Here is a 12,667-nt window from a genome sequence, read left to right as displayed (position 1 = left end):
AAGTGAGCCGCCGTAATTAGATGGACTCGCCCACGCCGAGGCGTCAATGCGCCGCGGTGGCAGTCTAAGAAGCCAACGACAGCGAGGGCAAGTCCATGAAAAAGAATACGACGCTTAAACAGTCCCTGTCTTCAACCGATCTGTCGACCTGTACGACAGTGGCAGTCGATCTAGCCAAGCAGGTATTTCAGGTCGTAGGCGAAGATGCTCTTGGCCAGGTGCTTTATGAAGAACGCATCAAGTCGCGTGAGTCCTTCCACGCATTCTTGCGCAAGCTACCGGCAAACATCGTTGTACTGATGGAAACCGGCCCCGGCGCTCAAGCATGGGCACGACAGCTGCAGGCGCAGGGTAATCTGGCGCGAGTTCTTCCCGCGCAGCTGGTGGCCGACCACCGCAGCGGCGCAAAAAATGATCGTAACGATGCGCTGGCCATTTTACGGGCGGGACGGGACACCAAAATCACAGCGGTGCCCATCAAAAGTGCTGCAGCACTGGCCATGCAGGCATTGCACCGTGCCCGGCAGGGTTATGTGCGTCGGCGTACAGCTACGAGTAACCAGATGCGCGGTCTATTGATGGAACACGGTGTTGCCTTGGCACAAGGCGATGTTGCTATCAGTCAAACCCTACCTCGCATACTGGAGGATGCCACCCAACCACTGCCAGACATATTGCGCGAACTCATCGACGAGTTGCTGGGCGAATGGCGCCAGTTAGGCGAGCGGATCAACGTATTGACCGGTCGCCTGGAGATCGCTGCGAACCAGGATCAAACCGCCAGACGGTTAATGACGGTACGCGGTGTCGGTCCGATCATCGCCACAGCGATGCTAGCCAAGCAGACCGAACCCGAACGTTTCGCCGATGCACGCCAGTTCGCCGCCTACTTTGGCATGGTGCCCGATCAGAACAGCAGTGGGCAGAAGGTTCGCCTGGGCAAGATGAGCAAACGAGGCGATGGTTACATACGCAGCCTGATGGTTCAGGGTGCTCACGCCGTATTGAGGCACCTACGTCCTGATTCTGAGCAGCCCGACGATCGTCGCTTGCAACGTTGGCTGAGTCGGCTAGGACGTAAGGAAGCGGCGGTACGACTGGCGAATCGCAACCTACGAATCATCTGGGTGCTGCTACAGAATGACCAGACTTATCACAGCCAACCAGCCTAAGGCCGGCCGGCTGCGACAAGTTACAGATCACCAGAGTTCTGCCACCGGGGCGTAAAGCGCTCCAGCCCCTGCTAGAAAACATTGACCCCAGGTCAGACCGTCGCGGATCGATGCCTGCGCCCTTACCGGCCTTCGAGGCCTGAACGTAATCGGCATACCGCGAGCTCAACCAATGTTGGCCAGAAGCCAAAGATGGGCTTCCTCGAATAGGCCTTATACATAGATGCAACCGGGTAGCAGTGTTGAAAAGCGGGTAGACAGTGGAGGCGAGTCCATACATAAGGGCGGAACCTATAGTAGCCGTTACCTAAGCAACGGATATGTACTCGCCCCAACAATCCAACAACCCGGTCACATCGTCGACGTGGCGCCGTCGCGCAGCAACCTGGGCCGCCTCCGAAATATCCGGCGTTAAGACTAAATTTTAACTATTTAAAATCAGTAGCTCACTTGAAGTTTGATAAGAGGGGGCTTGCTCCCGATGGCGGCAGGTCAGGCAACACAAACAAAAACGGCCTCCACAAGGGAGGCCGTTTTCAGTGCAGCTAAGCGTTTGAATGCTTACTTGCGATCTTCCAGCTTGGTAATGTCACGCGACTCGTAGCCGGTGTACAACTGGCGCGGGCGGCCAATCTTGTACGGACTGGAGAGCATTTCCTTCCAGTGGGAGATCCAGCCCACGGTCCGCGCCAGGGCGAAGATCACGGTGAACATGCTGGTTGGAATGCCGATCGCCTTGAGGATGATCCCCGAGTAGAAGTCGACGTTCGGGTACAGCGAGCGTTCGATGAAGTACGGGTCGGTCAGGGCGATCTCTTCCAGGCGCATGGCCAGTTCGAGTTGCGGATCGTTCTTGATGCCCAGTTCCTTCAACACTTCGTCGCAGGTCTGCTTCATCACGGTGGCACGTGGGTCGCGGTTCTTGTAGACCCGGTGACCGAAGCCCATCAGCTTGAACGGATCGTTCTTGTCCTTGGCCTTGGCGATGAACTTGTCGATGTTCGACACATCGCCGATTTCATCGAGCATGGTCAATACGGCTTCGTTCGCACCGCCGTGGGCAGGGCCCCACAGTGCGGCGATGCCGGCGGCGATACAGGCGAACGGGTTGGCACCCGAAGAGCCGGCCAGGCGTACGGTGGAGGTGGAGGCGTTTTGCTCGTGGTCGGCATGGAGGATGAAGATCCGGTCCATGGCCTTGGCCAGCACAGGGCTGATCGGTTTGATCTCGCACGGGGTGTTGAACATCATGTGCAGGAAGTTTTCCGCGTACGTCAGGTCGTTGCGCGGGTACATCATAGGCTGGCCCATGGAGTACTTGTAGACCATGGCGGCCAGGGTCGGCATCTTGGCAACCAGGCGGATCGCGGAAATTTCGCGATGCTGCGGGTTATTGATGTCCAGGGAGTCGTGATAGAAGGCCGACAGGGCGCCGACCACACCGCACATGACGGCCATCGGGTGGGCGTCGCGACGAAAGCCATTGAAGAAGGTCTTCAACTGCTCGTGAACCATGGTGTGGTTCTTCACAGTGCTGACGAACTGGGCTTTCTGCTCGGCTGTTGGCAATTCACCATTTAGCAGCAGGTAGCAGGTTTCCAGGTAGTCCGATTGTTCAGCCAGTTGCTCGATCGGGTAACCGCGATGAAGCAGAATGCCATTGTCACCATCGATATAGGTGATCTTCGACTCGCAGGACGCGGTCGACATGAAACCTGGGTCGAAAGTAAAACGGCCCGTGGCCGTCAGGCCCCGTACGTCGATAACATCGGGACCAACGGTGCCGGTTAAAATGGGCAGCTCGACGGGGGCTGCGCCCTCGATGATCAACTGCGCTTTTTTGTCAGCCATGTGGCCTCCTATTTATGCTTCAAATCATCAGACAGACCCCCCACGCAGGGCCCGCACCACTATATTGATATAAATCCAGATGTCAATTTGCCTAAAGTCTTGCGCCAGAAGGCTTTAACCGTACTTTTTCGTCGAAAATGACTGCCATTTACGCCTTTTATCCCGTCAGCGCAATCAGCTATTAGGGTGAGGTGTGCGCGTTGTCATTAGTAACCTAACTGTCTATACTCGGCCACCGACCGCCAAGGGCTTTTGGGCTTGCTTTCATTGGGGGTCGCACTCCCTGGGTGGTGCTTACCTGACCAGTCGCACTCCCCAACAACTTTGCCCTGATTGTTAGGGGCTCTTCAGTGTGAAAAAAAGCCGTGAATAGCCAACGACCTGTAAACCTAGACCTAAGGACCATCAAACTCCCCATCACCGGCGTTACGTCGTTCCTGCACCGTGTTTCCGGCATCATCCTGTTCCTGGGCTTGGGCATCATGCTTTATGCATTGAGCAAATCCCTGGGTTCCGAGGAAGGATACGCCGAGGTGAAGGCATGCTTGACCAGCCCGCTGGCCAAGTTCGTAGCATGGGGCCTCTTGTCCTCTCTCCTTTATCACCTGGTAGCCGGTGTGCGCCACTTGATCATGGACATGGGCATCGGTGAGACGCTGGAAGGCGGCCGCCTGGGCTCGAAAATCATCATCGCCATTTCCGTGGTGCTGATCGTTCTGGCAGGAGTTTGGATATGGTAACCAGCGTTACGAATCTGTCGCGTTCGGGCCTCTATGACTGGATGGCACAGCGTGTGTCTGCGGTCGTTCTCGCGGCTTATTTCATTTTCCTGATCGGATACCTCGTCGCAAACCCGGGCATTGGCTATGAGCAATGGCATGGCCTGTTCTCCCATAATGCGATGCGAATCTTCAGTCTGCTGGCACTTGTAGCCCTGGGCGCTCACGCCTGGGTTGGCATGTGGACCATCGCGACTGACTACCTGACGCCGATGGCGCTGGGCAAGTCCGCGACTGCAGTACGTTTCCTCTTCCAGGCAGTATGCGGCGTCGCGATGTTCGCTTACTTCGTCTGGGGTGTGCAGATTCTTTGGGGTATCTGATTCATGGCTAACATTCCAACTATTTCATTCGACGCCATCATCATTGGTGGCGGCGGTGCTGGCATGCGCGCTGCGCTGCAGCTGGCCCAGGGTGGTCACAAGACTGCCGTGATCACCAAGGTGTTCCCGACGCGCTCCCACACCGTATCGGCCCAGGGTGGCATCACCTGCGCCATCGCGTCCGCCGACCCGAACGATGACTGGCGCTGGCACATGTACGATACCGTCAAGGGTTCCGACTACATCGGTGACCAGGACGCTATCGAATACATGTGTCAGGAAGGCCCGGCCGCGGTGTTCGAGCTGGACCACATGGGCCTGCCGTTCTCCCGTACCGAGCAAGGTCGTATCTACCAGCGCCCATTCGGCGGCCAGTCGAAAGACTACGGTAAAGGTGGCCAGGCTGCCCGTACCTGCGCCGCGTCCGACCGTACCGGTCACGCGCTGCTGCACACGCTTTACCAGGGCAACCTGAAAGCCGGCACCACGTTCCTGAACGAGTACTACGCGGTTGACCTGGTCAAGAACGCACAAGGCGAGTTCGTCGGTGTGATCGCAATCTGCATCGAAACCGGTGAAACCACCTACATCCGCGCCAAGGCTACCGTTCTGGCGACCGGCGGTGCAGGTCGTATCTACGCTTCGACCACCAATGCCCTGATCAACACCGGTGACGGCGTCGGCATGGCACTGCGTGCCGGTGTACCGGTACAAGACATCGAAATGTGGCAGTTCCACCCGACCGGCATCGCCGGCGCCGGTGTACTGGTGACCGAAGGTTGCCGTGGTGAAGGTGGCTACCTGATCAACAAGCATGGCGAGCGTTTCATGGAGCGTTATGCCCCGAACGCCAAAGACCTTGCTGGTCGTGACGTAGTAGCCCGTTCGATGGTTAAAGAGATCATCGCCGGTAACGGCTGTGGCCCGAATGGCGATCACGTACTGCTCAAACTCGACCATCTCGGTGAGGAAGTGCTGCACAGCCGCCTGCCAGGTATCTGCGAGCTGTCCAAGACCTTTGCCCACGTTGACCCTGTGGTTGCTCCGGTGCCGGTTGTTCCGACTTGCCACTACATGATGGGCGGCGTGCCGACCAACATTCATGGCCAGGCGATCACCCAGAACGCCGATGGCCAGGACGAGATCATTCATGGTCTGTTCGCGGTAGGCGAAGTGGCCTGCGTATCGGTTCACGGTGCCAACCGCCTGGGCGGCAACTCGCTGCTCGACCTGGTGGTATTCGGCCGCGCTGCCGGCCTGCACCTGGAAAAAGCGCTGACCGACGGCATCGAATACGATGACGCCACCGACGCCAACATCGAAGCTGCCCTGGCGCGCCTGAACGCTCTGAACGAGCGCACTGATGGCGAAGACGTGGCAACCCTGCGTCGCGAACTGCAAAACTGCATGCAGAACTACTTCGGTGTGTTCCGTACCGGCGAATACATGCAGAAGGGCATTGCCCAGCTGGCCGATCTGCGCAAGCGTATCGCCAACGTCAAGATCAACGATAAGAGCCAGGCGTTCAATACCGCTCGTATCGAAGCCCTTGAGCTGCAAAACCTGCTGGAAGTGGCTGAAGCGACGGCGATCGCCGCCGAGGTTCGTAAAGAATCCCGTGGTGCTCACGCCCGTGAAGACTTTGAAGATCGCGATGACGAAAACTGGTTGTGCCACACCCTGTACTTCCCGGGTGACAAGCGCGTGACCAAGCGTGCCGTGAACTTCTCGCCGAAGACGGTTCCGACGTTTGAACCGAAGATTCGGACTTACTAAGGGTGGCTGCCATGTTGAAAGTCAGTGTTTATCGCTACAACCCTGATCAGGACGCCGCGCCGTTCATGCAGGAATTCTCGGTCGATACCGGTGGTAAAGACCTGATGGTGCTGGACGTGCTGGCCCTGATCAAGGAGCAGGACGAGGGTTTCTCCTATCGTCGCTCTTGCCGTGAAGGTGTCTGCGGCTCCGACGGCATGAACATCAATGGCAAGAACGGTCTGGCGTGCATCACGCCGCTGTCCGCTGTTGTCAAAGGTAACAAGCTGATCGTTCGTCCTCTGCCAGGTTTGCCGGTTATCCGTGACCTGGTCGTCGATATGAGCATCTTCTACAAGCAATACGAGAAAGTTAAGCCGTTCCTGCAGAACGACACGCCGGCTCCGGCCATCGAGCGTCTGCAGTCCCCGGAAGAGCGTGAAAAGCTCGATGGCCTGTACGAGTGCATCCTGTGCGCTTGCTGCTCGACTTCGTGCCCATCCTTCTGGTGGAACCCGGACAAGTTCCTGGGCCCTGCTGCCCTGCTGCAAGCGTACCGCTTCCTGGCAGACAGCCGTGATACCAAGACGTCCGAGCGCCTGGCTTCGCTGGATGACCCGTTCAGCGTATTCCGCTGCCGCGGGATCATGAACTGCGTCAACGTATGTCCCAAGGGCCTGAACCCGACTAAGGCTATTGGTCACATCCGTAACATGCTGCTGCAGAGCGGTGTGTAACTGACGTTGTAGTAATAGCAGGACCGTTGTGCCCGTAAATGCTGCGGCGCAGGCTTCAACCGGCGCCGTAGTTTTAACTTGAGCAGCGACTTACAAAGCCGCGGCTCTTATTTTGAAGAAATGAGACAAGCAGGGGCATTCGGGTTGGTACCCGAACTATCAGCGTGATCCTAGGTGGCTTGTTTTGGTCGCTGCACTTGGCCTTTTGCAAGCAGACTCGGTGTTTTCGCCGGTGGTGTCCCCAAATCGAGGGTGACCAAGCATGCAAGAAAGCGTGATGCAGCGCATGTGGAACAGCGGCTATCTTTCAGGTGGTAACGCTGCCTATGTGGAAGAGCTTTATGAGCTCTACCTGCACGACCCTAACGCTGTGCCAGAAGAATGGCGCACCAAATTTCAGACGTTGTCTTCAGACGGCAACGCTGCCACCGATGTATCGCACGCAACAATTCGCGATCAGTTCGTGCTGCTGGCAAAGAACCAGCGCCGCGCCCAGCCGGTTTCCGCCGGCAGCGTGAGCAGCGAGCATGAGAAGAAGCAAGTTGAAGTACTGCGACTGATCCAGGCCTACCGTATGCGTGGCCACCAGGCAGCCCAGCTTGACCCGCTGGGGCTGTGGCAGCGTCCTGCACCTGCAGACCTGTCGATCAATCATTACGGCTTGACCAATGCCGATCTTGATACGACCTTCCGTGCCGGCGACCTGTTCATCGGCAAAGAGGAAGCGAGCCTACGCGAAATTCACGAAGCGTTGCAGCAGACATATTGCCGCACCATTGGCGCTGAATTTACGCACATCACCGATTCCGAGCAGCGCCACTGGTTCCAGCACCGCCTGGAAGGCGTGCGTGGCCGTCCGGTATTGTCCGCCGATGTGCGCAGCCACTTGCTGGAGCGCGTGACCGCAGCCGAAGGCCTGGAGAAATACCTGGGCACCAAATACCCAGGCACCAAGCGTTTCGGCCTGGAAGGCGGCGAGAGCCTGATTCCGATGCTCGACGAACTGATCCAGCGTTCCGGTTCCTACGGCACCAAGGAGGTCGTGATCGGCATGGCTCACCGTGGTCGCCTGAACGTGTTGGTCAACACCTTCGGCAAGAACCCGCGTGAGCTGTTCGACGAGTTCGAAGGCAAGAAGAAGGTCGAGCTGGGTTCCGGTGACGTTAAGTACCACCAGGGCTTCTCGTCCAACGTGATGACCACCGGCGGTGAAGTTCACCTGGCCATGGCGTTCAACCCATCCCACCTGGAAATCGTTTCGCCAGTGGTCGAGGGTTCGGTACGTGCTCGCCAGGATCGTCGTAACGACGCCACCGGTGAGAAGGTCCTGCCGATTTCCATCCACGGTGACGCGGCATTCGCCGGTCAGGGCGTGGTCCTGGAAACGTTCCAGATGTCGCAGACTCGCGGCTTCAAGACCGGTGGTACCGTTCACATCGTCATTAACAACCAGGTCGGCTTTACCATCAGCAACCCGCTGGATGCGCGCTCCACTGAGTACGCCACCGACGTTGCCAAGATGATCCAGGCGCCGATCCTGCACGTGAATGGGGATGACCCGGAAGCCGTGCTGTTCGTGACCCAGCTGGCTGTCGACTACCGCATGCAGTTCAAGCGTGATGTGGTGATCGACCTGGTTTGCTACCGCCGTCGCGGTCACAACGAAGCGGACGAGCCAAGCGGCACCCAGCCATTGATGTATCAGCAGATCACCAAGCAGCGCACCACTCGTGAGCTGTACGCCGAAAGCCTGACCAAGGCCGGCGTGGTAGATGATGAGCGTGTCCAGGCGAAAGTCGACGAATACCGCAACGCCCTGGACAATGGCCTGCATGTAGTAAAAAGCCTGGTCAAGGAGCCAAACAAAGAGCTGTTCGTTGACTGGCGTCCGTACCTGGGCCACACCTGGACTGCGCGTCACGATACGTCCTTCGACCTGAAGACCTTGCAGGAGCTGTCTGCCAAGCTGCTGGAAATTCCCGAAGGTTTCGTCGTTCAGCGCCAGGTGGCGAAGATCTACGAAGATCGTCAGAAGATGCAAGCCGGCGGCCTGCCGATCAACTGGGGTTACGCTGAAACCATGGCGTACGCGACCCTGGCGTTCGAAGGTCACCCGATCCGCATGACCGGCCAGGACATCGGCCGTGGTACGTTCTCGCACCGTCACGCGGTTCTGCACAACCAGAAAGACGCTTCCACCTACATTCCGTTGCAACACCTGTACGAAGGCCAGCCACGTTTCGACCTGTACGATTCGTTCCTGTCCGAAGAAGCCGTACTGGCGTTCGAATACGGCTACTCGACCACCACGCCGAACGCGTTGGTGATCTGGGAAGCCCAGTTCGGCGACTTCGCCAACGGTGCCCAGGTGGTGATCGACCAGTTCATCACCAGCGGCGAGCACAAGTGGGGCCGTCTGTGCGGTCTGACCATGCTGCTGCCACACGGTTATGAAGGTCAGGGCCCTGAGCACTCCTCGGCCCGTCTGGAGCGTTACCTGCAGCTGTGTGCCGAGCACAACATCCAGGTGTGCGTGCCGACCACCCCGGCGCAGATCTACCACTTGCTGCGTCGCCAGGTGATCCGCCCGCTGCGCAAGCCGCTGGTGGTACTCACGCCGAAATCGCTGTTGCGCCACAAACTGGCCGTCTCGACCCTGGAAGACCTGGCCGAAGGTTCGTTCCAGACCGTGATTCCAGAGATCGACACACTGGACGCCGCCAAGGTCACTCGCCTGATCCTGTGCAGCGGCAAGGTCTACTACGATCTGCTGGAAAAACGCCGTGCCGAAGGCCGCGAAGACATTGCTATCGTGCGTATCGAGCAGCTTTATCCGTTCCCGGAAGATGACCTCATGGAGATCATCGCGCCTTACACCAACCTCACGAACGTGGTGTGGTGTCAGGAGGAACCGATGAACCAGGGCGCCTGGTACAGCAGCCAGCATCATCTGCGTCGCAGCATCGGCAACCACAACAAGGCCCTGGGCCTGGAGTACGCCGGTCGTGATGCGTCTGCTGCACCTGCCTGTGGTTATGCGTCGATGCACGCCGAGCAGCAGGAAAAACTGCTGCAAGATGCTTTCACTGTTTAACGCCTTCGCGCTGACTGAAACCGAATTTTAAGGACCTACAGATAATGGCTATCGAAATCAAAGCCCCGTCATTCCCGGAATCGGTTGCCGATGGCACCGTTGCCACCTGGCACAAGAAACCAGGCGACGCCGTCAAGCGTGACGAGCTGATCGTTGACATCGAGACTGACAAAGTCGTACTCGAAGTGTTGGCTGAAGCTGACGGCGTGCTGGGCAAAATCGCTGATGGTGCCAATGAGGGCGACACCGTACTGTCCAACCAACTGCTGGGCTCGATCGAAGAGGGCGGCGCTGCCGCCGCGCCGGCCGCTGCTGCTCCGGCTGCTGCGCCGGCCGCTGCTGCTCCGGCTGCTGCGCCTGCCGCTTCGGCGCCTGCCGCCGCACCGGCTACCGGTGGCGAAGATCCAATCGCTGCACCGGCTGCACGTCAACTGGCTGATGAAAACGGCATCAACCTGGCTTCCATCAAGGGCACCGGCAAAGACGGCCGCGTGACCAAGGAAGATGTGGTTGCTGCCGTTGAAGCCAAGAAAAACGCCCCGGCTGCCGCACCTGCCAAGGCTGCTGCTCCGGCTGCCGCTGCTCCTGTGTTCGCTGCCGGCGACCGCACCGAGAAGCGTGTACCGATGACCCGTGTACGTGCCACCGTCGCCAAGCGTCTGGTTGAAGCCCAGTCGAACATGGCGATGCTGACCACTTTCAACGAAGTCGACATGACCGAAGTCATGGCCCTGCGTTCGAAGTACAAGGATCTGTTCGAGAAGTCTCACAACGGCGTGCGCCTGGGCTTCATGTCGTTCTTCGTCAAAGCGGCCACCGAAGCGCTGAAGCGCTTCCCGGCAGTCAACGCCTCCATCGACGGCAGCGACATCGTCTACCACGGCTATGCAGACATCGGCGTTGCCGTGTCCAGCGACCGTGGCCTGGTGGTTCCGGTACTGCGTAACGCCGAGCTGATGAGCCTGGCTGAAATCGAAGGCGGCATCGCCGGCTTCGGCAAGAAAGCCCGTGACGGCAAGCTGACCATCGACGAGATGACCGGTGGTACCTTCACCATCACCAACGGTGGTACCTTCGGTTCGATGATGTCGACGCCGATCGTCAACCCACCGCAAGCCGCGATCCTGGGCATGCACAACATTATCCAGCGTCCGATGGCCATCAATGGCCAGGTCGTGATCCGCCCAATGATGTACCTGGCACTGTCTTACGATCACCGCCTGATCGACGGTAAAGAAGCCGTGACGTTCCTGGTGACCATCAAGAACCTGCTGGAAGACCCGGCTCGCCTGCTCCTGGACATCTGATAGAAGCAGCCGCAAGTTGCGAGCTACAAGCTGTAGGAAAAAGCAGCTTGGCTTGCGGCTTGTGGCTAAAAGCTTGTCGCAAATAGAGGATCTATTTTCATGACACAGAAATTTGACGTTGTAGTGATTGGTGCAGGCCCTGGCGGCTATGTTGCCGCCATCAAGGCCGCGCAACTGGGCCTCTCGACTGCCTGCATCGAAAAATACACCGACAAGGAAGGTAAGCTGGCGCTGGGCGGTACCTGCCTGAACGTTGGCTGCATTCCTTCCAAGGCGCTGCTGGACAGCTCCTGGAAATTCCACGAAGCCCAAGACGGCCTGGCCATTCACGGTATCCAAGGGATCAGCCGTGAGACCCTGCGCATGGACGTTCCTGCCATGGTTGGTCGCAAAGCCAACATCGTCAAGGGCCTGACTTCCGGCGTTGCCACCTTGTTCAAGGCCAACGGCGTGACGTCCATCCAAGGCCACGGCAAGCTGCTGGCCGGCAAGAAAGTCGAAGTCACCAAGCCGGACGGTTCGGTTGAAGTCATCGAAGCCGAAAACGTGATCCTGGCCCCAGGCTCGCGCCCAATCGACATTCCACCGGCTCCGGTTGACCAAAACGTAATCGTTGATTCGACCGGCGCCCTGGAATTCCAAGCCGTGCCTGCGCGCCTGGGCGTGATCGGCGCCGGCGTGATCGGCCTGGAGCTGGGTTCGGTCTGGTCCCGCCTGGGTTCCAAGGTCACCGTGCTGGAAGCCCTGGACACGTTCCTGCTGGCTGCCGACACCGCCGTGTCCAAAGAAGCGCTGAAAACCCTGACCAAGCAAGGTCTGGACATCAAGCTCGGCGCTCGCGTGACTGGCTCCAAGGTCAACGGCGAAGAAGTCGTGGTGACCTACACCGACAAGGATGGCGAGCAGACCATCACCTTCGACAAGCTGATCGTGGCTGTTGGCCGCCGTCCGGTGACCAACGACCTGCTGGCTTCCGACAGCGGTGTAGAGATCGACGAACGTGGCTTCATCCATGTCGATGATCATTGCTCTACCGCTGTTCCAGGTGTTTACGCCATCGGTGACGTGGTTCGCGGCATGATGCTGGCGCACAAGGCTTCCGAAGAAGGCATCATGGTTGTCGAGCGCATCAAGGGCCACAAGACCCAGATGAACTACGACCTGATCCCATCGGTTATCTACACCCACCCGGAAATTGCATGGGTCGGCAAGAACGAACAGCAGTTGAAAAACGAAGGTGTTGAAGTTAACGTCGGCACCTTCCCGTTCGCTGCTTCTGGCCGTGCCATGGCAGCCAACGACACCGGTGGTTTTGTCAAGGTCATCGCTGATGCCAAGACTGACCGCGTATTGGGCGTTCACGTGATTGGCCCAAGCGCTGCAGAACTGGTTCAGCAGGGCGCGATCGGCATGGAATTCGGCACCAGTGCCGAGGACATCGGCATGATGGTCTTCTCCCATCCGACCCTGTCCGAAGCGCTGCATGAAGCCGCGTTGGCAGTGAATGGCGGCGCCATCCACATCGCCAACAAGAAGAAGCGCTAAGCGAGATAATAAGAAACCACGGCGGAGTTGCCCGTCGTGAGCCTTGCGCGCAAGACTCACCGCGGAATATCCGCTGGACGCAGCCTTGCGCAGCTTTACGGGCC

Annotated in this window: 9 protein-coding genes; 8 read left to right on the top strand and 1 reads right to left on the bottom strand. The window is 58.4% G+C overall.

All coding sequences use genetic code 11. The annotated features are described in order from the left end of the window. Window positions 1-140 precede the first annotated feature (140 nt). A complete protein-coding gene (locus tag NMB39_RS19980; protein WP_124356368.1) occupies window positions 141-1,172 on the top strand; it encodes an IS110 family RNA-guided transposase in 1,032 nt (343 codons plus the stop codon). Between the two features lie 561 nt (window positions 1,173-1,733). Here the strand turns inward: NMB39_RS19980 and gltA are convergent. Further along, window positions 1,734-3,023, bottom strand: a complete 1,290-nt coding sequence (gltA, locus tag NMB39_RS19975) for a citrate synthase (protein WP_012723087.1) — start codon at window positions 3,021-3,023, stop codon at window positions 1,734-1,736. 365 nt (window positions 3,024-3,388) lie between these two features. On the opposite strand from gltA, the gene sdhC reads away from it, so the two are divergent. The 7 genes from sdhC (at window position 3,389) to lpdA (ending at window position 12,563) form a co-directional block, all read left to right on the top strand. Further along, the gene (gene sdhC / locus NMB39_RS19970) at window positions 3,389-3,763 is read left to right on the top strand and encodes a succinate dehydrogenase, cytochrome b556 subunit (protein WP_003190005.1); all 375 of its coding nucleotides are present in this window, start codon (window positions 3,389-3,391) and stop codon (window positions 3,761-3,763) included. Further along, entirely contained in the window at window positions 3,757-4,125 is a 369-nt protein-coding gene (sdhD, locus tag NMB39_RS19965; RefSeq protein WP_003172805.1) for a succinate dehydrogenase, hydrophobic membrane anchor protein, read from the top strand. Before sdhC ends, sdhD begins: the two co-directional genes overlap by 7 nt. A 3-nt stretch (window positions 4,126-4,128) precedes the next feature. Further along, window positions 4,129-5,901: a succinate dehydrogenase flavoprotein subunit gene (gene sdhA / locus NMB39_RS19960; protein WP_003190007.1), complete on the top strand. Its 1,773-nt coding sequence runs from the start codon at window positions 4,129-4,131 to the stop codon at window positions 5,899-5,901. 11 nt (window positions 5,902-5,912) lie between these two features. Beyond that, a complete protein-coding gene (locus NMB39_RS19955; protein WP_034118919.1) occupies window positions 5,913-6,617 on the top strand; it encodes a succinate dehydrogenase iron-sulfur subunit in 705 nt (234 codons plus the stop codon). A gap of 262 nt (window positions 6,618-6,879) precedes the next feature. Continuing rightward, window positions 6,880-9,711: a 2-oxoglutarate dehydrogenase E1 component gene (locus NMB39_RS19950; protein WP_043051005.1), complete on the top strand. Its 2,832-nt coding sequence runs from the start codon at window positions 6,880-6,882 to the stop codon at window positions 9,709-9,711. 44 nt (window positions 9,712-9,755) lie between these two features. Continuing rightward, window positions 9,756-11,018: a 2-oxoglutarate dehydrogenase complex dihydrolipoyllysine-residue succinyltransferase gene (gene odhB / locus NMB39_RS19945; RefSeq protein ID WP_494340177.1), complete on the top strand. Its 1,263-nt coding sequence runs from the start codon at window positions 9,756-9,758 to the stop codon at window positions 11,016-11,018. A gap of 99 nt (window positions 11,019-11,117) precedes the next feature. Further along, window positions 11,118-12,563: a dihydrolipoyl dehydrogenase gene (lpdA, locus tag NMB39_RS19940; RefSeq protein ID WP_043051007.1), complete on the top strand. Its 1,446-nt coding sequence runs from the start codon at window positions 11,118-11,120 to the stop codon at window positions 12,561-12,563. Window positions 12,564-12,667: the final 104 nt, after the last annotated feature.

This window comes from Pseudomonas sp. FBCC-B545, assembly GCF_059134095.1.
Note: the sequence above shows the minus strand (reverse complement) of the source record. Positions and strands in the feature narration are given on the sequence as shown.

Bases quoted from the DNA above. Each gene is read 5' to 3' on its own strand.
- gltA (WP_012723087.1), bottom strand. From the start codon at position 3,023: ATGGCTGACAAAAAAGCGCAGTTGATCATCGAGGGCGCAGCCCCCGTC.
- sdhD (WP_003172805.1), top strand. From the start codon at position 3,757: ATGGTAACCAGCGTTACGAATCTGTCGCGTTCGGGCCTCTATGACTGG.
- sdhA (WP_003190007.1), top strand. From the start codon at position 4,129: ATGGCTAACATTCCAACTATTTCATTCGACGCCATCATCATTGGTGGC.
- NMB39_RS19955 (WP_034118919.1), top strand. From the start codon at position 5,913: ATGTTGAAAGTCAGTGTTTATCGCTACAACCCTGATCAGGACGCCGCG.
- NMB39_RS19950 (WP_043051005.1), top strand. From the start codon at position 6,880: ATGCAAGAAAGCGTGATGCAGCGCATGTGGAACAGCGGCTATCTTTCA.
- odhB (WP_494340177.1), top strand. From the start codon at position 9,756: ATGGCTATCGAAATCAAAGCCCCGTCATTCCCGGAATCGGTTGCCGAT.
- lpdA (WP_043051007.1), top strand. From the start codon at position 11,118: ATGACACAGAAATTTGACGTTGTAGTGATTGGTGCAGGCCCTGGCGGC.